Source organism: Paraburkholderia graminis C4D1M (genome assembly GCF_000172415.1).
GTDB classification, from domain to species: Bacteria; Pseudomonadota; Gammaproteobacteria; order Burkholderiales; family Burkholderiaceae; genus Paraburkholderia; species Paraburkholderia graminis.
Genome location: NZ_ABLD01000026.1, coordinates 33,886 through 55,243, shown reverse-complemented (window position 1 = coordinate 55,243; position 21,358 = coordinate 33,886). Strand labels below are relative to the sequence as shown.

Annotated in this window: 16 protein-coding genes and 1 pseudogene; 9 read left to right on the top strand and 8 right to left on the bottom strand. The window is 64.4% G+C overall.

Annotated features, from left to right (window positions below; translation table 11 throughout):
- Positions 1-111: 111 nt before the first annotated feature.
- The 5 genes from BGRAMDRAFT_RS28020 to BGRAMDRAFT_RS28000 all read left to right on the top strand — a co-directional run bounded on the left by BGRAMDRAFT_RS28020 (position 112) and on the right by BGRAMDRAFT_RS28000 (position 4,917).
- Positions 112-1,863, top strand: coding sequence for an ABC transporter ATP-binding protein/permease (locus tag BGRAMDRAFT_RS28020; protein ID WP_006052267.1), 1,752 nt, complete (start codon positions 112-114; stop codon positions 1,861-1,863).
- Positions 1,860-2,660, top strand: a complete 801-nt coding sequence (locus BGRAMDRAFT_RS28015; protein ID WP_006052266.1) for an SDR family NAD(P)-dependent oxidoreductase — start codon at positions 1,860-1,862, stop codon at positions 2,658-2,660. The genes BGRAMDRAFT_RS28020 and BGRAMDRAFT_RS28015 overlap by 4 nt, the downstream gene beginning before the upstream one ends.
- Positions 2,661-2,876: 216 nt before the next feature.
- A complete protein-coding gene (locus tag BGRAMDRAFT_RS28010) occupies positions 2,877-3,347 on the top strand; it encodes a hypothetical protein (protein WP_006052265.1) in 471 nt (156 codons plus the stop codon).
- Positions 3,348-3,441: 94 nt separating this feature from the next.
- Positions 3,442-4,083, top strand: a complete 642-nt coding sequence (locus tag BGRAMDRAFT_RS28005) for a hypothetical protein (protein WP_044021927.1) — start codon at positions 3,442-3,444, stop codon at positions 4,081-4,083.
- Positions 4,084-4,173: 90 nt separating this feature from the next.
- Complete coding sequence (locus BGRAMDRAFT_RS28000) at positions 4,174-4,917, top strand: response regulator (RefSeq protein WP_006052263.1); 744 nt, start codon at positions 4,174-4,176, stop codon at positions 4,915-4,917.
- Positions 4,918-4,936: 19 nt separating this feature from the next.
- Here BGRAMDRAFT_RS28000 and BGRAMDRAFT_RS27995 read toward each other — a convergent pair.
- From BGRAMDRAFT_RS27995 to BGRAMDRAFT_RS27980, 4 genes and pseudogenes are all read right to left on the bottom strand, one after another.
- Positions 4,937-5,597, bottom strand: a pseudogene (locus tag BGRAMDRAFT_RS27995) (flagellar basal body L-ring protein FlgH).
- 52 nt (positions 5,598-5,649) lie between these two features.
- Positions 5,650-6,369 (bottom strand): hypothetical protein, encoded by a 720-nt coding sequence (locus tag BGRAMDRAFT_RS27990; protein ID WP_006052260.1) that lies wholly within the window; start codon positions 6,367-6,369, stop codon positions 5,650-5,652.
- A gap of 3 nt (positions 6,370-6,372) precedes the next feature.
- Positions 6,373-6,540, bottom strand: a complete 168-nt coding sequence (locus BGRAMDRAFT_RS34075; RefSeq protein WP_321175810.1) for a DUF6726 family protein — start codon at positions 6,538-6,540, stop codon at positions 6,373-6,375.
- A 45-nt stretch (positions 6,541-6,585) separates the two neighbouring features.
- The gene (locus tag BGRAMDRAFT_RS27980) at positions 6,586-6,795 is read right to left on the bottom strand and encodes a hypothetical protein (RefSeq protein ID WP_006052258.1); all 210 of its coding nucleotides are present in this window, start codon (positions 6,793-6,795) and stop codon (positions 6,586-6,588) included.
- Positions 6,796-7,258: 463 nt separating this feature from the next.
- Between BGRAMDRAFT_RS27980 and BGRAMDRAFT_RS27975 the strand changes: the two genes are divergently transcribed.
- Complete coding sequence (locus BGRAMDRAFT_RS27975) at positions 7,259-7,999, top strand: response regulator (RefSeq protein ID WP_006052257.1); 741 nt, start codon at positions 7,259-7,261, stop codon at positions 7,997-7,999.
- On the top strand, positions 7,996-9,342 hold the full coding sequence (locus BGRAMDRAFT_RS27970; RefSeq protein WP_006052256.1) for an ATP-binding protein: 1,347 nt from the start codon (positions 7,996-7,998) through the stop codon (positions 9,340-9,342). The genes BGRAMDRAFT_RS27975 and BGRAMDRAFT_RS27970 overlap by 4 nt, the downstream gene beginning before the upstream one ends.
- Positions 9,343-9,790: 448 nt before the next feature.
- On the opposite strand, the gene BGRAMDRAFT_RS27965 is transcribed toward BGRAMDRAFT_RS27970, so the two are convergent.
- Positions 9,791-10,675: a tyrosine-protein phosphatase gene (locus BGRAMDRAFT_RS27965; protein WP_006052255.1), complete on the bottom strand. Its 885-nt coding sequence runs from the start codon at positions 10,673-10,675 to the stop codon at positions 9,791-9,793.
- Positions 10,676-11,092: 417 nt separating this feature from the next.
- On the opposite strand from BGRAMDRAFT_RS27965, the gene BGRAMDRAFT_RS27960 reads away from it, so the two are divergent.
- Complete coding sequence (locus BGRAMDRAFT_RS27960; RefSeq protein WP_006052254.1) at positions 11,093-12,352, top strand: MFS transporter; 1,260 nt, start codon at positions 11,093-11,095, stop codon at positions 12,350-12,352.
- Between the two features lie 68 nt (positions 12,353-12,420).
- Positions 12,421-13,686 carry a D-amino acid dehydrogenase gene (locus BGRAMDRAFT_RS27955; protein ID WP_006052253.1) on the top strand — a complete coding sequence of 422 codons (1,266 nt, stop codon included), beginning with the start codon at positions 12,421-12,423 and terminating at the stop codon, positions 13,684-13,686.
- Between the two features lie 185 nt (positions 13,687-13,871).
- On the opposite strand, the gene BGRAMDRAFT_RS27950 is transcribed toward BGRAMDRAFT_RS27955, so the two are convergent.
- From BGRAMDRAFT_RS27950 to BGRAMDRAFT_RS27940, 3 genes are all read right to left on the bottom strand, one after another.
- The gene (locus tag BGRAMDRAFT_RS27950) at positions 13,872-15,341 is read right to left on the bottom strand and encodes a glutamate synthase subunit beta (RefSeq protein WP_006052252.1); all 1,470 of its coding nucleotides are present in this window, start codon (positions 15,339-15,341) and stop codon (positions 13,872-13,874) included.
- Between the two features lie 148 nt (positions 15,342-15,489).
- Positions 15,490-20,193 carry a glutamate synthase-related protein gene (locus BGRAMDRAFT_RS27945; protein WP_006052251.1) on the bottom strand — a complete coding sequence of 1,568 codons (4,704 nt, stop codon included), beginning with the start codon at positions 20,191-20,193 and terminating at the stop codon, positions 15,490-15,492.
- Between the two features lie 323 nt (positions 20,194-20,516).
- On the bottom strand, positions 20,517-21,224 hold the full coding sequence (locus tag BGRAMDRAFT_RS27940; RefSeq protein ID WP_006052250.1) for a transposase: 708 nt from the start codon (positions 21,222-21,224) through the stop codon (positions 20,517-20,519).
- Positions 21,225-21,358: the final 134 nt, after the last annotated feature.

Below are 21,358 nucleotides of genomic sequence, written 5' to 3'. Positions count from 1 at the left end.
CCCGGCCGTCAGCCGCCGCGCCAGCATAGATGCACACGCACAGATACGAAGACCCGCGAAGGGTCGGCCCGCGTGGACCGGCCCGAATCGAACAGCACTCCCAGGACGCTCATGACAACGAATACTTCTGTCAGCCCCGCGCTGCCGCCCGACGAGAAAGTCTCCGCATGGAGCCTCATCAAGCCTTACTGGGTGTCGGAAGAAAAAAAGACGGCGTGGGGGATGCTCATCGCGATCATTGCGATGAACCTCGCGGTGGTATGGATCAACGTCCGCCTGAACCGCTGGAGCGCCGACTTCTATAACGCGCTGCAAACCAAGAACGTACGCGACTTCCCGCATCTGCTGATGATCTTTTCCGGGCTCGCGTTCGGCTACATCATCCTCGCGGTGTACGGGCGCTATATGCGCCAGATGCTCGGCTTTCGCTGGCGTCAATGGCTGACCACGCGCTATCTGAACGAGTGGCTGCACGACAGCGCGTTTTACCGGATCGAGCGCGACCGCCTCGCCGACAACCCCGACCAGCGGATCAGCGACGACCTGCAGTCGTTCGCCACGACCACGCTGTCGCTCACGCTCGATCTGCTGTCCACGGTCGTCACGCTCGTCTCGTTCATCACGATCCTGTGGGCGCTGGCCGGCGCGCTGACCATCACGCTCGGCGGCGTGCCGCTGCACATTCCCGGCTACATGGTGTGGGCAGCCGCGCTGTACGCAGTGGTCGGCTCGCTCGTGATCCAGAAAGTCGGTCATCCGCTCGTGCCGATCAACTATCAGGCGCAGAAAGTCGAGGCCGATTTCCGTTTCGGCCTGATCCGTCTGCGCGAGAACGCCGAGCAGATCGCGTTCTACAACGGCATGGACACGGAGAAGACCAACGCCCATTCGCTGTTCGGCCGCATCCGCGATAACTGGTGGCAGGTCATGAAGTACACGAAGCGGCTCACCTTCGTGCTGAGCTTCTACGGTCAGATCGCGATCATCTTTCCGCTCGTCGTCGCCGCGCCGCGTTATTTCGCGGGCGCCTTCACGTTCGGTGTGCTGATGCAAATCTCCAGCGCATTCAACACGGTCAGCGATTCGTTCTCGTGGTTCATCAACAGTTACTCGACGCTGGTCGAATGGCGCGCCACGGTCAACCGTCTGCGCGAATTCAAGCGGGTCGTGCATGCGCCGCGTCTGAAGGAATCCGTCTCGCCGGCCACCGCGCACGGCGGCATCAACCTGCATTTCGTCGACGCCGACAAGCTCTCCACCGACGGCCTCCAGCTCGCGCTTCCGAACGGCAGCCCGCTCTCGCGCATCCGCGACATCGTGATTCATCCGGGCTCGCGCTGGCTCGTGCGCGGGCCGTCCGGCTCGGGCAAGAGCACGCTGATGCGCGCGCTCGCCGGCTTGTGGCCGTTCGGCGATGGAGCCATCGACGCGCCGGTCAACGCCCGCATGATGTTCATTCCGCAAGTGAGCTACATGCCGATCGGCACGCTGAAGGCGGCGCTCGCGTATCCGTCGGCGGCCGACACGTATACCGACGAGGAATGCCGCGAGGCGCTCGTCGTTTGCCACCTGTCGCAATACGCGGACCGTTTGCAGGAATCCGCGCACTGGACGCGCGTTCTCTCGCCGGGCGAGCAACAGCGCCTCGCCGCCGCGCGCGTGCTGCTGCACAAGCCCGACTATCTGTTCCTCGACGAAGCGACGAGCGCGCTCGACGCCGAGAACGAAGCGCGTCTTTATCGCCTCTTCACCGAGCGGCTGCCGAAGGCGGCCATCGTCAGCGTCGCGCATCGCGAATCGCTGGCGGCGTTCCATGACGAAACGCTCGAAGTCGAGCGCGCCGGCGAAGCGGTCGCGGCATGAACCCGGAGAGCGCCGCAGCGAGCGAACCCAGTGCGGGCTTTGACCGCGTCGTGCTGATCACCGGCGCGGGTTCCGGCATCGGCGCGGCGCTGGCCCGGCGGATCGCCGCGCCGCGCACCGCGCTGATGCTGCACGCACGCGGCGCCGAGCGCGAGTCGCGCGAGCGTCTCGCGCAGGTTGCCGCCGATTGCAGCGCGAACGGCGCGGCCTGCGCAACGGTGACGGGCGATCTCGCCGAGCGCGGCGCCGCGGAACATGTGGTGCATCAAACGCTCGCGAACTTCGGCGCACTCGATCAACTGGTCGCGAACGCGGGCCACGCGCAGCGTCAGACGCTTCAGGCGCTCGACTCCGATGTGCTCGGCGCCGCATTCGCCGCGATGCCCGCCGCCTTCGCGGCGCTCGTGAAGCGCGCCACGCCTGCGTTGGAAACCTCGAAGCGAGGCCGAGTGATCGCGTTGAGTTCGTTCGTCGCGCATCGTTATCGCGCGGATACGCCGTTTGCCGCGACCGCCGCGGCCAAGGCGGCGCTCGAGTCGCTCGCGAAAACCGCAGCCGCCGAACTCGCGCCGCACGGCGTGACCGTGAATTGCGTCGCGCCCGGCTATACGCGCAAGGACCGCGGACCGAGCGCCGATAACGCCGCCGTGTGGACGCGTGCCGCGGAATCGACACCGCTCGGCCACATCGCCGAGCCCGCCGACATTGCCGCGCTGATCGCCTTCCTGCTTTCCGACGAAGCGCGTCACATCACCGGCCAGGTGATCCACGTCGACGGCGGACTGACGCTCGGCTGATTCACACCGCCGCGCGCAATTCGCCAACGCGCCCGCACCCGTACTCACATTCGCGCGAGCCGCGGCAAGATCCCGAAACACGCGAGAACACCTCGAAAGCATTTGCGAAGCGGGCAAGCTTTTCAGCCCTTTGAAACGAGCCCGAAACAGCGACGATAGTCGTGCGCGCCGTCCCCTGCGGCCCGCACGCCATCCACTGCTAACGGACTCTCGCTCATGTCATTCGATCGCCGCTCTTATCCTTCGATTCACCGGCTCGGCCTTGCTCTCTCCGCGGCCGTGCTGCTCGGAAGTGCCGCTCATCTTGCTCATGCCGCGCAAACCACGCCGCCGAACGAACCCGCCGACGTGTGCCCCGCGCTCAGGCACATCGTCGAAGCATCCGACTACAAGCAATTGCACACGCAACCGGCCGCGCAACTGCCGGGCGTCGCGAGCGCCGAAGACTGCCGCGCCAACGCGCACGCGTACGACTGCCACTGGCGCGCGCACTGGCAAGCCGACGGTGTCGTCAACGATCCGCTCGAGGAAATCGGCGCCGACATCGCCGCGTGCTTTCCGAACGTCGTGCATGACGTGAACACGCCGACGCGCCAGCATTTCATCGTGACGACCGCCGAGCGGCGCGTGAATGTCACTGCGAGCGTGCAAGGGCAAAACGAGTTGCGGCTGCGCGTCGCGCGCTGAATGCAGACACGTCGAGGACGATGCGCGTTCCGCCGCATTTCGCTTCGCTCAGCCGATCCGCATGGCTTGCCTTTATCGCATTTGGCTCCGCTTGATGACCTTCCTGACCACGAAACGCGCTAACGCTTTGACGCGAGCCCCTCGCGCGGCCTGGGTCAGGTTGCGGCGGCCGAGCGCGCGGTTCGTCGCCTGTACGACGTTGACGGTCGGACTGAACGGCTGCGCGTGGACGCTGATCCAGGCAGCCGACGCCACCGGCTCCGTGATCCAGGCCGGCTACGCCATCGCCGCGAACTATTCGTCGCCGACCTTCGTGAGCGGCCGTCCCGCGGATGTGCGGCACGTTTGCATCGAAGTGAACGCTGCTGTGTCGGTCGGCGATTTCGTGCCGGCGCTGCAACTCGCGCTTGATCGCCGCGGCATTCGTTCGGATGTCTACAATCCCGGCACCTCGCCCGCCGGCTGCGAGGCGCGCCTCGTCTACAACGCGGCGATCGACTACGGCCGCCGCTCGTTCAGCGACGACGCGATCCAGTATCTGTCGGTCATCGATTTGACGCTCGTGCAGAGTGGCCGCATTCTCGTCACCGCGCGCTACCAGACGGGCGGCCTGAACAGCGACCGCTTCTCGTCGGCGTCGACCAAGCTCAATGGGTTGATCGACAAGATGGTGATCGACCGGACCGATTTCGGCCGCGAAACACGGCAGACCATTCAGACCTCGCAGGTCAACTAGCCGCATGCCGGTTGCTTTCTCTTACGCGAGAAAGGATTGGAAAGCGTTAGCCGCTTTGCTGCGCGCGCGCGGATCACTAAGATGACCTGAATGAACCAATCCATTCTGGTCGTCGACGACGACCCCGTCGTACGTGAGCTCGTCAGTCAGTATCTCGAAGGGCGCGGCTTCAAGGTTGCCACGCTCGAACATGGCATGGCGCTGCAGCGCAAACTTCAGGACGAGCGTCCCGCGCTGGTCGTGCTCGACATCATGATGCCCGAGCTCGACGGCATCAGTGCGCTGCGCGCGCTGCGCGTGGCGGGCGACGATATCCCCGTGATTCTGCTGACCGCACGCGCCGATCCGATCGACCGTGTGATCGGTCTCGAACTCGGCGCGGACGATTACCTGGGCAAGCCGTTCGAACCGAGCGAACTCGTCGCGCGGATTCGCACGGTGCTGCGCCGTCGCGGCTCGATTGCGCCGAGCGCGCCCGAGCAACGCGCGCCGTATCGCTTCGGCCGCTTCGAGGTGAATTTCCCGGCGCGTGAATTGCGCCGCGACGGCGAACGCATCACGCTGCGCTCAAGCGAATTCGCGATGCTGAAAGTGTTCGTCACTCACGCGATGACCGTCCTCACTCGCGGGCAACTGCTCGAAAAACTGCATGGCAATAGCGAGACGCATCGCAACCGCAGTCTCGATGTGTCGATCTGGCGTTTGCGTCGGCTGATCGAGGTCGATCCGTCCGAGCCGCGCTACGTGCAAACGGTGTGGGGACGCGGCTATGTGTTCGTGCCGGACGGCGAGATCGGCGCGGCCGAGCGCGGAGCGGGCGCGGCTGCGCAGTGAGCGCGTTCGTGACGCCGCCTCAGAAAGTCAGCACGCTCAAAAACATCCTCTGCAGCCAGCCCATCGTCGTCGCGTCGGAGATCATGCCGGAGCCGGCCTGCTCGATGCGCGCATTCGCGACCTTGCTCGACGCGACGTAGTTGCCTGTTTCGATATCCTTAGGATTCACCACGCCTGACAGCCGCAAGCGGTCGCGGTTGCCGCCCATCGAAATCACCTTTTCGCCCGACACGACCAGGTTGCCGGTCGGCATCGTGCCGATCACGGTCACGGCGAGTGTGCCGGTCATCGCGCTCGCGTCGGTGAGACTGCTGTCTTTGAATTCCGTGCTGGCCGAGCGATGTGAAGAGCTCGCGAGCCGCGCGGCGGCGCCGTCGATTATCGGCGGCATCGGCGGTGATGCTGCTCGCCCGGCTCGCAGCCGCCGTCGAACTGTTGTTCCCGCTATACGACTCGGACAGACGGATCGTCAGCACGTCGCCGATGTGTTGCGCGCGCGGCGTCTCGTACAGCACCATCAGCGTGCCCGCCTGATAGATCGCGCCCTGCGTGTTGACGTTCAGCGGCGCGGACACGAGCGGCGGCGCCATCGGTGTTTCGACAATCGACCTCTGTCCGCTCGCGCAAGCGGACACACATGCCGCCGCGCATAGCGCGACGGAAAAACGTAGCGTAGGCATCGGGTTTACTCCCTCGCTGAATGGTGCTGATCCGCGCATCGGTGCCGCTGCATCAACCGGCTTCTGCATCGCTCGCCTGCCACTGCCGCACGACGGACTTCACCCATGCGTCCGACCCCTTCAGCAGATAAGTGAGCGTGCCGTTGCGCGTGCCCGGCAGGAAACACAACGTGATCGAACTGACCGCGTTTTCCCACACGTAGACCGGCAACGCGCCCGGCGACGACACGTTCCGCGTCGCATGACGCGGCGGGCCGTAGCGGTCCGCGAGCGCGTCGCGCAGATCTTCGGCGGTGACTTCGTCGATCACGAAGGAAATCTCGTAGAGCCGCAGCGCGCTTTGCCCTTCCATGCGCGCGAAACGCAGCACATGCTCGGCCGCCGGCGCACCGTCGACGACCGCTTGCGACAGCGCCCAACCGTTATCGTCGCGATGCGCCCAGCGGCACGCGACGGTCAGACTCTCGTGCGACTTCAGCCGCATGCCGAGCGCGCCCGCCTGCACGTCCGTCTCGCAGACCGGCACGCTGCCGACCGGCGTCGCACGCACTTTCGAACCGGCGCGGAATTCATCGAGCGTGATGCCGAGCGCAATGCCGCGGAATGCGAATGGCGTGTCCTGCGCGCGTCGGCGGGCGTCGGCGAATGCGTCCTTCGATGCCGGCGCCGAAGCTGCGGCGCCCGCATCGCGCGCCGCCGGCTGCGCCGGCACGGTCAGCGAGAATGTGCCGCACAGCAGCGCCAGCGCGCAGGCAATCCGTTGTGGTCTCATGTTTCAATCGATCGCGGATGAGCAGATGTCGAACGGCGTGGCCGCCGCATGGCCGACGACCGGGATGATCTTCAGCGTCGCCGAGGTCAGCCGGCAAGGCAGCGCGGCAACGGCGCAGCCGTCGAGCGGCAACAGCGCCGCGCCGAGCGCGAGCCACGCAGCGGCGCGCACGACGCGCCCGGAAATTATTGATGTCGACACGCGCGCCTCGGTACGTCAGGCGGTCGTGTTGACGTGATGGCCGACGAGGCCCGCGGGCACCGACGGCTGCGGCTGCGGCTGAGTCGCCGAGCCCTTGGCTTGCGCGTTGCCGCTGCCGCTCCCGCTTGTCGCTGCGGAACTGCCGTTGGACGCCGGCTTTTCCGTCGCCTTGGTGGGCGCAATCGAAGAAAAATGGGTGGAATTGAGGTTGCTGGGAACAGTCATGATGAGCCTCGCATGGCGCTGGTTGGGCTGGGTTTGGCAAGATGTCGGTCGCGCACCGCGTGCGCCGGATGAGAGCCTGAAGCTCTGCCGGCGTGCGGCGCGACGTATCGCAGGACGAATCATCTCGCCGCCCACGCCTCGCCGATGCACGAAGAAAAGCGCGCTTTTCGACGGTGCTTACGACGCGTTGCGAGTGCTTTCCGGCACTTGCCGTTGTGCGCAAACTGTTTCGAGAAATACCGCGTGCGCACATCGAATGCGAGGCCCGCACGCGCGCCCGCGTTGCCAGAAGCGGCAGTGCTGAAATATGCTGTGAACCTTGGTTGACGGGCCTTACGCTCGCGTGTGCGAACATTGCGCCCAATTGCGCCAGAATCGCGCCGAAAAACTCGCACCGCATCGGGTAAGCATTGGTAAGAAAACAGTCGGCCGCGCGTCGCGCGCGCCGGTCTAGAATTTCGCCATGAATCCACAGGTCCTTATCGTCGACGACGATCCGGTCGTACGCGATCTGCTTTGCAAGTTCTTGCAGTCGAACGGCTTTGACGCGTCGGTGCTGCATGACGGCACCCATCTCCAGCGCCGGCTCGAGCGCGAACGGCCGTCGGTCGTCGTGCTCGACATCATGATGCCGAACACCGACGGCCTGCGCGCGCTCACCGCGCTGCGCGCCGCCGGCGACGACATTCCGGTGATCTTCGTGACGGCGCGCGGCACGGTGGCCGACCGCATCGTCGGGCTGTCGCTCGGCGCGGACGACTATCTGACCAAGCCCTTCGATCCGCGCGAACTGCTCGCGCGCATCCACACGGTGCTGCGCCGCCGCGGGCCGTCGACCACGAGCGCGCCGGAAGCCCGCAAGCCGTACAGGTTCGGCCCGTTCGAACTGGACTTCGCCACACGCTCGCTGTCGCGCGCCGATACGAAGCTGCCGTTGCGCGACAGTGAGTTCGCGCTACTGAAGATCTTCGTCAACAACCCGTACAAGGTGTTGTCGCGTGTGCTGATTCACGACCTCGTGCATCGCGACAACCTCGCCTTCCGCGATCGCAGCCTCGACGTGCCGATCTGGCGTCTGCGGCGCGTGATCGAGGACGATCCGTCCAATCCGTGCTACGTGCAAACGGTGCGCGGCAAGGGCTATGTTTTCGTACCCGACGCCGACGGCACACCGTTCTCCGACGAGGCCGCCTCGAACGCATGAGAAACCCGCTGAACACGCTGTTCGGCAGAATGGCGTTGCTTTCGACGGCGGTGCTGTTGGCGATTCAGGCCGGCTGGTTCGTGCTGGTGGTGATGCAGCCGCCGCGCCATGAGATCGACGGCTTTGCGCGCGGCGTCGTGCTGGCGCTTCAGGCCATCAACGGCGAGCCGATCAAGGGCGCCGCGCTCGCGCCGGCCATGCGCGTGCATCTGGTTCCGACGTGGAACATGCCGCCGAGCGTCCATCTGCGCGAACCCACCGAGCACCTGGTTGTTCAGTTGACGCAGCATCTGCGTGAGACGCTTCCGCCAGGCACCCAGATTGCCGTCGACGATCTGCGTCCGCCGCAACTGTGGGTGCTGTTTCCGGGCAAGTCGAACTGGGTCGTGCTGCCGGTCGATCTGCCGCCGCCGCCGCGCTTTCTGATCGAAGCCATTTCGATGCTGGCCGCCGCGCTGATCCTGTCGCTGTTCGCGGTGTGGCAGATGCAGCGTCCGCTGTCGCGCGTCGCCGACGCCGCGCGCGTCTTCGGTTCGGGCGGCCGGCCGGAACCGGTGACCGTGCAAGGCCCGCGCGAACTGCGCGAGCTGATTGGCTCGTTCAACGACATGATGCGGCGCCTGAACGAGGCCGGCGACGACCAGGCGGTCATGCTCGCCGGCGTCGCGCACGACCTGAAAGCGCCGCTCACGCGCCTGAAGCTGCGCGCGAGCGTGCTGGTCGCGGAAAGCGAGCGTGCCGGGCTGATTCGCGATGTCGATTCGCTGACTAACATCGTCCAGCAGTTTCTGGAGTTCGCCGGTCAATCCGCCGATGCCGGTCCGCCGGTTCAGGTCGACGAATTCTTGCGCGAGCAGTTTTCGGATAGTGATGGTGTGGGTGACAGTGTGATTGACAGCGCCGTCGATGGCTCGGGCTCGCAGGACGCGGGCGGCGAAGCCCGGCTGTTCGCGCTGGATCTGCGTGCCGGCCCGTCGTTCACGTTGCCGCGCACGCTGCTCGATCGGCTGGCGACCAACCTCGTCGATAACGCACTCGAACATGGCGCGCCGCCCGTCGATATCCGCACCGCGCGCAGCGACGGACATTGGGTCATCAGCGTGCGGGATCATGGCGCGGGCATTCCCGACGACCGCATTGCCGCCGCGATGAAACCGTTCGTGAGGCTCGACGCCGCGCGCGGCGGCGAAGGCCATTGCGGTCTCGGTCTCGCGATCGTCGCACGGCTCGCGCACGATCGCGGCGGACGTTGCCACGTGCGCAATCACGCCGAGGGTGGGCTGGAAGTGTGTATTGAGTTGCCGGTGGGGGTGGTGGCGGTGCCTGCGTCGACATCGACATGACAGGTGGGCTCGTGGTAGCGGTAGCGGTCGTGATCGCACTGCGCGGCGCGGCGCAAGGCGCGCGCTTACGCTGCCTTACCGCATCGGCTAACGCATGATCGCGGGCCTTATAGTCGACCCCGGCAACCTCGATGCCGCCCTTCTCAGTCCGCCCGCGTATCCGGGGCGGATTTTTTTTGACTGCGTGTTCGGCCTGCGTGTTCGGCCTGCGTGTTTTGGCCTGCGTGTTCGGCCTGCGTGTTTGGCCTGCGTGTTTGGCCTGCGTGTTTGGCCTGCGTGTTCGGCCCGCGCGTTCGGCCCGCGCGTTCGGCCCGCGCGTTTGGTTTGCGCGTTTGGTTTGCGCGTTTGGTTTGCGCGTTTGGTTTGCGCGCTTGGCGCGCATCTTCAGCCGCTGTTTTCAGCTAGCCCGCTCGGCCCACGCGCCTCACCCGCTCCCTCGCCGCCAGTCTCAAACAACCAACCGGCTCCGCAAGCTCTCGATAGCCGCCTCCGATACGCCAAGCCCGTCAGTCAGATAGCGCGTCATCGTGCCGTAGCTCGTCTGCACCTGATCGAAGCCCGCCTGCAGAAAACTTTCCTGCACGCCAAGCAACGGTTCCTGAATCGCGGCGAGCGCGTCGCCGTCCTGCGCGCGCAATGTTTCCTTCATCGACCTGATGGCCTGCGCGCGGTAGACATTGCTCAGCAGATAGTCCTGCATGATCACGTCGAGCGGCACATTCGCAATGCTCTGCAGCAGCGCCGCGACCCAGCCGGCGCGATCCTTACCCGCGTTGGAATGAAAGAGCTGCGGGCCCGTGCCGTCCGCGAGCTGGCGCAGCAGCGCGCCGAAGTTCGCCCGCTGCGCCGCGCCGGTCACATAGCCGCGCGCCTGCGACTCCATGAACGCGGTCGCGCCAGCGGCTGAATCGAAAGGCGGCGGCGTGAAGTCGCGCACACCGAGCACATCGAGCGTTTGCGAAACCGCGCCGCGAGGAACGATGTCGGCGGTTCGTTCGACCTCGCCCGGCGTGCGCAAATCGTAGACGCTCGCAATGCCGAGCCGCTCCATTTCCGTCTGATCGGCCACGCTCAGCGTCAGCACATTCGCGCGGAAAAAGAGGCCGCGCCGCATCTTCTTGCCGTCGACGGTCGGATAGCCGGCCGCAGCGCCCGCGACATCGCGGAAATTGTCCACCGATGCAAGCCGCGGCGTGTCGCTCTGCTCGTCGCCGAGGCCGCCGCCGCATGCGGAAAGCAGCGAACTGCCCACGCCGGACACCAGCAGCACGCTGGCGGAGCGCTTCAGGAACGTCCGTCGCGACGCGCATGCCGCCAGCGAGTGCGCGGGCATGGCCGGGGGAACAAGGTGGCGGCGAGTTGCCGGACAGGTTTTCGCGGTGGCGGGCATTAGGCGATCTGATGTGTCATGCGCGAGGTGAGTAAAAAAAGTGCAGCCTGAGCGCTGCGGGCGCAGTTTAACGTTTCCAATATTTTTTTGGTTACGACGTATTAGTTCGTAAGCAACGGTCAGCTTGGTCTTTGCCCGTGCCGCGCGCGCTTCCGATATGCCCGCTGCAATCACGCGCGAAAAAGCGCTTCTTAAGCCATTCTCCCAGGCATTTCGTCTCCTGTCGGCTGCTTACTCCCTGCTTACCGTCTGCTGCCAATTTTGACCACAAGTGGCCGCACGACGCCTCGCCCCGTAGAATACAAAGACCTCCCCTCGAGCCGCACGCACACAAGAAAAGCCCAGGAGAACACAACAAACATGCCTTCTCTCCAATGGTTCACCGAATTGACGCAGCGGGAACGCCGCACGCTCTACGCGGGTTTCGGCGGCTACGCGGTCGACGCGTTCGACTTCATGATCTACTCGTTCCTGATTCCAACGCTGATCGCGACGTGGGGCATGAGCAAAAGCGAAGCGGGCATGATCGCGACGAGTTCGCTGATTTCATCGGCGCTCGGCGGATGGCTTGCCGGCATTCTGGCCGACCGCTATGGCCGCATCCGCGTGCTGCAATGGACCATCGCGACTTTCGCGCTGTTCACGTTTCTGTCCGGCTTCACGCATTCGTTCTGGCAACTGCTCGCGACACGCACGCTACAAGGCATCGGCTTCGGCGGTGAATGGTCAGTGGTCACGATCATGATGGCCGAGACGATACGCTCGCCGCAGCATCGAGCGAAAGCCGTCGGGACCGTTCAGAGCAGCTGGTCGTTCGGCTGGGCGGCCGCGGCCATCGTCTATTGGGCGTTCTTTGCGTTGCTGCCGGAGCAAGTCGCGTGGCGCGCCTGTTTCTGGATCGGCCTCCTGCCCGCGGCGTGGATCATCTACATTCGCCGCAACGTCAGCGACCCGGACATTTATCTCGAGACGCGCCGCGCGCGCGACAGCGGCCTCGAGACCGCGCATTTCCTGCAGATTTTCTCGCTGCCTCATCTGCGCACCACGCTGCTCGGCAGCGCCTTATGCACCGGCATGCTCGGCGGCTATTACGCGATTACCACCTGGCTGCCGACCTATCTGAAGACTGTGCGCCATCTGTCGGTGTTCAACACGAGCGGCTATCTGATCGTGCTGATCGTCGGCTCGTTCACCGGTTATATCGTCGGCGCGATTCTGTGCGACAAGATCGGCCGGCGCGCGTCGTTCATCCTGTTCGCGATCGGCTCGTTCGTGCTCGGCATGATCTACACGATGCTGCCGATCACCGACGGCATGATGCTCGCGCTCGGCTTTCCGCTCGGCATCGTCGTGCAAGGTATTTTCGCCGGCGTGGGCGCGTATCTGTCGGAGCTGTATCCGAACGCGATTCGCGGATCGGGCCAGGGCTTCTGCTACAACCTGGGGCGCGGCTTCGGCTCGTTCTTTCCGATTCTCGTCGGCACGCTTTCGCAGGGCATGTCGCTCGTGAAGGCAATGGGGATTGTCGCCGGTTCGGGTTATCTGCTCGTGATCGTCGCCGCTTTGTGCCTGCCTGAGACGAAGGGCAAGGTGCTCGGCGCGGCGCATCCTGCTGCATGACATGGCGGCCTGAGTTGCGACCTGAGATCGCGACCCGACGTCGCCGCTGATTTGCCTGATAACAGCACATGAAAACGATTGTTCTCGGAGGCGGCGTGATCGGCGTCGCCACCGCCTTCTACCTGCGCCAGCAAGGCTGCGAGGTGACGCTGCTCGAACGCGAGCCGGACGTCGCGCTCGCCACGAGCTTCGGCAACGCGGGCGTGATCGCACCCGGCTATGTGACGCCGTGGGCCGCGCCCGGCATGCCGACCAAGATTCTCAAGTACCTGTTCAAGCCCGCTTCGCCACTGATTTTCCGGCCGACTTTGGACCCGGCTCAATGGCGCTGGATCGCGCGCTGGCTGCGCGAATGCGAGCTCGAGCGCTTTCGCGTCAACAAGCAGCGGATGCAGCGCATCGCTTACTACAGCCGCGAGTGTCTGCGCGAATTCCGCAGCCGTCATCCGTTCGATTACGGCCGCAGCCAAGGCTACCTGCAACTCTTTCGCAGCGAGTACGACGTCGAACTCGCACAGCCGGCGCTCGCGGTGCTGCGCGACGCGGGCATCGCTTATCGGGAAGTGAGCGCCGCGCAATGCGTCGACATCGAGCCGGGCCTTCGCTGGGCACGCGCGACGCCGGTATCGGGCGTCCATCTTCCCGACGACGAAGCCGGCGACTGCGCGCGCTTCACGCGTGAACTCCGCGCCATCTGCGAACGTCATGGCGTGCGCTTTCGCTTCGACACGCGCGTGACATCGCTCGACGTGGAAGGCGGCGTCGTGCGCGCGGTGCGTGTCGAAAGCGAGCGCGGCGCGGAGACGGTGCCGGCCGACAGCGTGGTCGTGGCATTGGGCGTCGACAGTGCGGCGTTGCTCGCGCCGCTTGGCGTGAAGGTGCCGCTCTATCCGGTGAAAGGCTATTCGGCGACGCTGCCTGTGATCGACGACGAAAAGGCCCCGCGCGCCGCGCTCATGGACGAATCGCTGAAGACGGCGATCACGCGTTTCGGCGATAACCTGCGGGTGGCCGGCACGGCGGAACTCGGCAACCGCGACGCGACGCTGCGCGAGCAGGCGTTGCAGACGCTGATGAAAGTGCTGGCCGACTGGTTTCCGCACGCCGCGGCGCCGACGTCCGCGCATTTCTGGGTCGGCCGCCGCCCGATGACGCCCGACGGCGCACCGTTGCTCGGACCTTCGGGCATCGGCAACCTGTGGCTCAACCTCGGCCACGGCTCGACGGGCTGGGCGATGTCGATGGGCTCGGCGCGTGTGGTTGCGGATCTGATCACGCAGCGCGAACCGGAGATCGATCTGGACGGGCTGACGCTGGCGCGTTATGGGAAGTAGCTAGCCTCTGCGCAATTTAAGGCACTAGGGGACGCAGAAACCGCACGTTAAAAAGCCGGGTCACCTTCTCAGGTGCCCGGCTTTATTCTCACTGCTCTCGGCGGTGCTGCCGCTATAACGCGAAGCAGGCACCGTCGTCGTCTCCACCTCTTCCTGCAAACCCTGGCTGGCGGCGAGACAGACGTTTAACGCGGCAGTTCCGAATGACCCATCAGGAACGCATCGACCGAACGCGCGCACTGACGACCTTCGCGGATCGCCCACACCACGAGCGACTGGCCGCGACGCATGTCGCCCGCCGTGAACACCTTGTCCACCGACGTGTAATACGCCTTGTCGCCCTCAGTGGAAGCACGCACGTTGCCGCGCGCATCCTTGTCGACGCCGAACGCCTCGAGCACCGGCGACACCGGCTGCGTGAAGCCCATCGCGAGCAGCACGAGGTCGGCCTTCATTTCGAACTCCGAACCCGGCACTTCGACCATCTTGCCGTCCTTCCATTCGACGCGTGCCGCGATCAGCTTTTCGACCTTGCCGTTCTTGCCTTCGAGGCGCTTCGTGGCGACCGCCCAATCGCGCGAGCAGCCTTCGTCATGCGACGACGACGTGCGCAGCTTGATCGGCCAGTACGGCCACACGAGCGGCTTGTTCTCTTCTTCCGGCGGTTGCGGCAGCAGTTCGAATTGCGTGACGCTCTTCGCCCCATGACGATTCGACGTGCCCACGCAGTCCGAGCCCGTATCGCCGCCGCCGATCACGACCACATGCTTGCCCTTCGCGAGCAACTGGTTCGCGACCTTGTCGCCGGCGTTGACCTTGTTCTGCTGCGGCAGGAATTCCATTGCATAGTGAATGCCTTCCAGCTCGCGTCCTGGCACCGGCAGATCGCGCGGCGTTTCCGAACCGCCGGCGATCACGACCGCGTCGAAGTCTTCCTTCAACTGCTCGGGCGTGATGGTTTCCTTCGCCGTGTTGCCGATGTACGGCGGCAGCGAATCCGCCTTGCCGACGAACACGTTGGCGCGGAACGTCACGCCTTCCGCTTCCATCTGGCGCATGCGGCGGTCGATCAGCCACTTCTCGAGCTTGAAGTCGGGAATGCCGTAACGCAGCAGGCCGCCGATGCGGTCGTTCTTCTCGAACACGGTGACCTCGTGGCCCGCGCGCGCGAGTTGCTGCGCGACGGCCAGGCCAGCAGGGCCCGAACCGACCACGGCGACCTTCTTGCCGGTCTTGTGCTTCGGCGGCTGCGGCGCGACCCAGCCTTCGGCCCACGCCTTGTCGATGATCGCGTGTTCGAGCGACTTGATGCCGACCGGATCGTCGTTGATGCCGAGCGTGCACGCTGCTTCGCACGGCGCCGGGCAGATGCGGCCCGTGAATTCCGGGAAGTTGTTCGTGGAGTGCAGCACTTCAATCGCGGTCTTCCAGTCCTGATGGAACACCAGGTCGTTGAAGTCCGGAATGATGTTGTTCACCGGGCAGCCGTTGTTGCAGAACGGGATGCCGCAGTCCATGCAACGTGCGCCTTGAATCTTCGCTTCGTCGTCGGTGAGTGCCGCGACGAATTCCTTGTAGTGCTTCACACGCGTGAGCGGAGCTTCGTACGCCTCGTGGCGGCGCTCGAACTCGAGAAAACCGGTTGCCTTGCCCATGTGGTTCTCTTCTCTATCTGTATCTAGGGGTAATCTGGACCCGCCGCGCATCGGATTGTCGAGCGGCGGCGGGTACGGCTAAAGGTGACGTCTACTGTGCGGGAGCGGTTAGCGCTTAGTCAGCGTTCAGTCAGTGCTCAATCCGCGCTTAGGCGGCGAGCACTTCCTTGTTCGCTTTCTTCGCTGCCATTTCGCCGAGCGCGCGCTTGTATTCGGTCGGGAACACCTTCACGAATTGACGGCGCGACGCGTCCCAGTTTTCGAGCAGCGCCTTTGCACGCGGCGAGCCCGTGAACTGGAAGTGACGTTCGACGAGACCCTTCAGCAGCGCTTCGTCGGTGGTGCCGGCGTGCCACAGGCCGCGGTCGACCGTGCGTTCCTGCTCGGCCTGCTGCAGAACCGGATCGAGTGCGACCATCGACTTGTTGCACTTGCCCGCGAACGTGTTGTCCGGGTCGTACACATAAGCGATGCCGCCCGACATGCCCGCTGCGAAGTTGCGCCCGGTTTCGCCGAGCACGACCACCGTGCCGCCCGTCATGTATTCGCAGCCGTGGTCGCCCGTGCCTTCGACAACCGCCGTCGCGCCCGAGTTACGCACGCAGAAGCGCTCGCCCGCCACGCCGCGGAAGAAGGCTTCGCCTTCGATCGCGCCGTACATCACCGTGTTGCCGCAGATGATGTTCTCTTCCGACTTGCCGCGGAAATCGTTCGTGGGACGAATGATGATCCGCCCGCCCGACAAACCCTTGCCGACGTAGTCGTTGCCGTCGCCGACGAGATCCAGCGTGATGCCCTTCGCGAGGAACGCGCCGAAGCTCTGGCCCGCCGTGCCCTTCAACTGGATGTGGATTGTGTCGTCGGGCAAGCCGTCGTGGCCGTACTTCTTCGCGATCGTGCCGGACAGCATCGCGCCGACCGTACGATTGACGTTGCGCACCGGCTGGATGAACGACACATGCTCGCCCTTCTCGATGGCCGCCTTCGCCTTCTCGATCAGCGTGTGATCGAGCGCGCGATCGAGACCGTGATCCTGCTGTTCCACGTGCTTGCGCGCGACTTCGGCCGGCACTTGCGGCTGGTAGAACACGCGCGAGAAGTCGAGACCCTTCGCCTTCCAGTGCTCGACGCCCTTCTTCATGTCGAGCAATTCGGCGTGGCCGATCAGATCGTCGAACTTGCGGATGCCCAGTTGCGCCATGAGTTCGCGTGCTTCTTCAGCGACGAAGAAGAAGAAGTTCACGACGTGTTCCGGCTGGCCCTTGAACTTCGCACGCAGCACCGGATCTTGCGTCGCTACGCCGACCGGGCACGTGTTCAGATGGCACTTGCGCATCATGATGCAGCCTTCGACGACGAGCGGCGCCGTCGCAAAGCCGAATTCGTCGGCGCCGAGCAGCGCACCGATCACGACGTCGCGGCCGGTCTTCATCTGACCGTCGGCCTGCACGCGGATACGGCCGCGCAACTGGTTGAGCACCAGCGTCTGCTGCGTTTCGGCGAGACCGAGTTCCCACGGCGTGCCGGCGTGCTTGATCGACGACAGCGGCGACGCGCCCGTGCCGCCGTCGTGGCCCGCGATCACGACGTGATCGGCCTTCGCCTTGGCAACGCCCGCGGCAACCGTGCCGACGCCCGACTCCGACACGAGCTTCACCGAGACGCTCGCCGCCGGGTTCGCGTTCTTCAGATCGTGAATGAGCTGCGCCAGATCTTCGATCGAATAGATGTCGTGGTGCGGCGGCGGCGAAATCAGGCCGACGCCCGGCACCGAATAACGCAGCTTGCCGATGTAGTCGGACACCTTGTGGCCCGGCAACTGGCCGCCTTCGCCCGGCTTCGCGCCCTGCGCCATCTTGATCTGGATCTGATCGGCGGACGCGAGGTATTCCGCCGTCACGCCGAAGCGGCCCGATGCGACCTGCTTGATCTTCGAGCGCAGCGAATCGCCGTCCTTCAACGGAATGTCGACGATCACTTCGTCGCCGATGACGGACTTCATCGTGTCGCCGTTCTTGATCGGGATGCCGCGCAGTTCGTTGCGATAGCGGTTTTCGTCCTCGCCGCCTTCGCCCGTGTTCGACTTGCCGCCGATGCGGTTCATCGCGACCGCCAGCGTGGCGTGCGCTTCGGTGCTGATCGAGCCGAGCGACATGGCGCCGGTCGCGAAACGCTTGACGATTTCCTTCGCCGGTTCGACTTCGTCGAGCGGAATTGCCTTGGCCGGATCGAGCTTGAATTCGAACAGGCCGCGGAACGTCATGTGACGCTTGGTCTGATCGTTGATCAGATGCGCGTATTCCTTGTACGTCTGATACGAGTTGCTGCGCGCCGAGTGTTGCAGCTTGGCGATCGCATCCGGCGTCCACATGTGTTCTTCGCCGCGCACGCGATACGCGTACTCGCCGCCCGCGTCGAGCATGCTCGCGAGAACCGGGTTGTCGCCGAACGCATCGCGATGCAGACGGATCGCTTCTTCGGCGACGTCGAACAAACCGATGCCGCCGACCTTCGACGACGTGCCCTTGAAGTACTTCTGCACGAGGTCTTCAGCGAGGCCGACTGCTTCGAAAATCTGCGCGCCGGTGTACGACATGTAGGTCGAAATGCCCATCTTGGACATGACCTTCTGCAAGCCCTTGCCGACCGCCTTCGTGAAGTTGTAGATCGCCTTCTCCGCCGACAGGTCGCCCTTCAGGCCGGCCGCGAGCTGCGCGAGCGTTTCCATCGCGAGGTACGGATGCACGGCTTCCGCGCCATAGCCCGCGAGCAGCGCGAAGTGATGCGTCTCACGCGCCGATCCGGTTTCGACGACCAGACCGGTGCTCGTGCGCAAACCTTGCTGCACGAGATGCGTGTGAATAGCGGCCGTGGCCAGCAGCGCCGGGATCGCGACGTTGTCGCGGTCGGTCTTGCGGTCCGACACGATCAGCATGTTGTAGCCGGACTTGACGGCGTCGACGGCTTCCGCGCACAGCGACGCGAGACGCGCCTCGATGCCTTCCTTGCCCCACGCAACCGGATAGCAGATGTTCAGTTCGTACGAGCTGAACTTGCCGCCCGTGTACTGATCGATCGCGCGGATCTTGGCGATGTCCTTGAAGTCGAGCACCGGCTGCGACACTTCGAGGCGCATCGGCGGGTTGATGTTGTTGGTGTCGAGCAGGTTCGGCTTCGGACCGACGAACGACACGAGCGACATCACCATGTTTTCGCGGATCGGGTCGATCGGCGGGTTCGTGACTTGCGCGAACAGCTGCTTGAAGTAGTGATAGAGCGTCTTGTTCTTGTTGGACATGACCGCGAGCGGCGAGTCGTTGCCCATCGAACCGACGGCTTCTTCACCGGCTTGCGCCATCGGCGCCATCAGGAACTTGAGGTCTTCCTGCGTGTAGCCGAATGCCTGCTGACGATCCAGCAACGCGGCGGCTTCGCGGCGTTCCGTCGCGACGTCTTCGGCCTTCGGCTCGATCTCGTCGAGCTTAATGCGCACGGCGTCGATCCAGCTCTTGTACGGCTTCGCGTTGGCGAGGTTGTCCTTCAGTTCCTTGTCGTCGATGATGCGGCCGTGCTCCATGTCGATCAGGAACATCTTGCCCGGCTGCAGACGCCACTTCTTGACGATCTTCGACTCGGGGATAGGCAGCGTGCCCGCTTCGGACGCCATGATGACGAGGTCGTCGTCGGTGACGATGTAGCGCGCCGGACGCAGGCCGTTACGGTCGAGCGTCGCGCCGATCTGACGGCCGTCGGTGAACGCGATTGCCGCGGGACCGTCCCACGGCTCCATCATCGCGGCGTGGTATTCGTAGAACGCGCGGCGGTTGTCGTCCATCAGCGTGTGCTGTTCCCAGGCTTCCGGGATCATCATCATCATGGCGTGGACGAGCGGATAGCCGGCCATCACGAGCAGTTCGAGGCAGTTGTCGAACGATGCCGTGTCCGATTGGCCCGGATAGATGAGCGGCCACAGCTTCGGCAGATCGTCGCCGAGCACGTGCGACGCGATCGCGCCGGTACGCGCGTTCAGCCAGTTGACGTTGCCCTTCACCGTGTTGATTTCGCCGTTGTGGGCGATCATGCGGTACGGGTGAGCCAGTTCCCACGCCGGGAACGTGTTGGTCGAGAAGCGCTGGTGCACGAGCGCGAGCGCCGACACGGTGCGCTCGTCTTGCAGGTCGCGGTAGTACACGCCGACCTGACCCGCCAGCAGCAGACCTTTGTAGACCACCGTGCGCGCCGACATGGACGGCACGAAGTATTCCTTGCCGTGCTTGAGCTTGAGCGCCTGGATGCGGTGGCTCGCGGTCTTGCGGATCACATACAGCTTCCGCTCGAGCGCGTCGGTCACCATGATGTCCTTGCCGCGGCCGATGAAGATCTGGCGGATCAGCGGCTCGCTCGCCTTCACAGTGGGCGAGATCGGCATGGTGTGATCGACCGGCACATCGCGCCAGCCGAGCACGACCTGGCCTTCGGCCTTGACCGTGCGCTCCAGCTCCTGCTCGCAGGCGAGACGCGATGCGTGTTCCTTCGGCAGGAACACCATGCCGACGCCGTATTCGCCGAACGGCGGCAAGGTCACGCCTTGCCTCGCCATTTCCTCGCGATAGAAACCGTCCGGAATCTGGATCAGGATGCCCGCGCCGTCGCCCATGAGCGGATCGGCGCCGACGGCGCCGCGGTGGTCGAGATTCTCCAGAATCTTCAGGCCCTGCTCGATGATCTGGTGGCTTTTCTTGCCCTTGATATGAGCGACGAAGCCGACGCCGCAGGCGTCATGTTCGTTTTGCGGGTCGTACAACCCTTGCGCGGCGGGAACCGGGTGAACCGGTTGCTGGTGATCGTTCATGGGGACACCGTCTGTGAGGGGCCGGACAGGCCGTTAAACCGTTTTTTCTATTGCCGCACGTGCACACCCGCAACGGCGAAGGCGCTTCTGAGGCTGCATCCTGCACATATCAAAAACGCCGGAATTCGGAATATACGCGACGAATCAACGGAATAGCAAATAAAACGTTGCGTTCGATCCCCAATTATCAATTTGGTGCATTGCGGCTCGCTTTTATTGGTGCCATATCGAAAGTGGGCAAAATAAAACGGCATGTCCGAATGCCGTTCAAAGCATAAACCGTTGATTCTGATTGCCTATCGAGCGTGGGGCGCTCGCTGCGTTTATTGCGTCTGCGGCGTTTCGCGGACTTTGCGCGGCCGTCCGCGCGGCAATGGAGACACGCGCCGGTTCGCCGCGCGCGCCGCCCATTCGCGATACGTGTCGCTGCCGAGCACCCAGCCCTTTAACGTGGCCTGCTGAAGCTGGCTTGCCTCGCGTTCGTCGAGTGGCTGTTCGCAGAGCTCGCGGTACGCGCGTTGCCGCTCGAACGGCGTATTGCCGAGCGACCAGTAAAGCGGATGGTCGGTGATCAGGCTGTCGAGCGTGAGACCGATGTGATGCCGGTAGCTCGACCACCGGTAGTCTTCCGGCGCGCTCACGAGCTGCATGCGCACCGGACACATTTCGACGACGCGGCTCGCCAGCAGAAAGTACCGCTCGCCCTCGATCACCGTGGCGCGATAACGCCCTTCCCACAGCGTGCCGCGCCGCGCGTAGCGACGGTTGAAGTGCGCCACATAGCGGCGCCCCACCGCCTGCATCGCCTTGGGCAGACTCGACTCCTCGGTCGGCGTGACGAGCAGTTGAACCGCGCCCGGCATCAACGCATAAGCGTGGATCGACAGGTGATGGTCGCGGGAAGCCGCTTTCAAACAGTCGATGAACAATTCATAGTCCTGGTCGTCGACGAACGCAGGCTGCTGATCGAGTCCGCGGAGGATGACGTGCTGCGGCTGGTCAGGAACATAAAGACGTGCAAGCCGTGCCATGCTGAAGTATCCGATAGTCGCGTTGGTACATACCCGAAGGTCCGAAGAGCCGCATGCGCCGGAGATTCGGCGCGGCGCGGCCAGGCCAGAAAGCGCGCGTGGCTTAGGGAGAAAACTCTAACCGCCGCGTATGG

What these genes read in the sequence shown, in the direction of transcription:
- BGRAMDRAFT_RS28015 (WP_006052266.1), top strand. Translation starts at nt 1,860, where the DNA reads ATGAACCCGGAGAGCGCCGCAGCGAGCGAACCCAGTGCGGGCTTTGAC.
- BGRAMDRAFT_RS27970 (WP_006052256.1), top strand. Translation starts at nt 7,996, where the DNA reads ATGAGAAACCCGCTGAACACGCTGTTCGGCAGAATGGCGTTGCTTTCG.
- BGRAMDRAFT_RS27955 (WP_006052253.1), top strand. Translation starts at nt 12,421, where the DNA reads ATGAAAACGATTGTTCTCGGAGGCGGCGTGATCGGCGTCGCCACCGCC.
- BGRAMDRAFT_RS27960 (WP_006052254.1), top strand. Translation starts at nt 11,093, where the DNA reads ATGCCTTCTCTCCAATGGTTCACCGAATTGACGCAGCGGGAACGCCGC.
- BGRAMDRAFT_RS28010 (WP_006052265.1), top strand. Translation starts at nt 2,877, where the DNA reads ATGTCATTCGATCGCCGCTCTTATCCTTCGATTCACCGGCTCGGCCTT.
- BGRAMDRAFT_RS27965 (WP_006052255.1), bottom strand. Translation starts at nt 10,675, where the DNA reads ATGCCCGCGCACTCGCTGGCGGCATGCGCGTCGCGACGGACGTTCCTG.
- BGRAMDRAFT_RS28000 (WP_006052263.1), top strand. Translation starts at nt 4,174, where the DNA reads ATGAACCAATCCATTCTGGTCGTCGACGACGACCCCGTCGTACGTGAG.
- BGRAMDRAFT_RS27945 (WP_006052251.1), bottom strand. Translation starts at nt 20,193, where the DNA reads ATGAACGATCACCAGCAACCGGTTCACCCGGTTCCCGCCGCGCAAGGG.
- BGRAMDRAFT_RS27980 (WP_006052258.1), bottom strand. Translation starts at nt 6,795, where the DNA reads ATGACTGTTCCCAGCAACCTCAATTCCACCCATTTTTCTTCGATTGCG.
- BGRAMDRAFT_RS28005 (WP_044021927.1), top strand. Translation starts at nt 3,442, where the DNA reads ATGACCTTCCTGACCACGAAACGCGCTAACGCTTTGACGCGAGCCCCT.
- BGRAMDRAFT_RS27975 (WP_006052257.1), top strand. Translation starts at nt 7,259, where the DNA reads ATGAATCCACAGGTCCTTATCGTCGACGACGATCCGGTCGTACGCGAT.
- BGRAMDRAFT_RS27950 (WP_006052252.1), bottom strand. Translation starts at nt 15,341, where the DNA reads ATGGGCAAGGCAACCGGTTTTCTCGAGTTCGAGCGCCGCCACGAGGCG.
- BGRAMDRAFT_RS27990 (WP_006052260.1), bottom strand. Translation starts at nt 6,369, where the DNA reads ATGAGACCACAACGGATTGCCTGCGCGCTGGCGCTGCTGTGCGGCACA.
- BGRAMDRAFT_RS27940 (WP_006052250.1), bottom strand. Translation starts at nt 21,224, where the DNA reads ATGGCACGGCTTGCACGTCTTTATGTTCCTGACCAGCCGCAGCACGTC.
- BGRAMDRAFT_RS28020 (WP_006052267.1), top strand. Translation starts at nt 112, where the DNA reads ATGACAACGAATACTTCTGTCAGCCCCGCGCTGCCGCCCGACGAGAAA.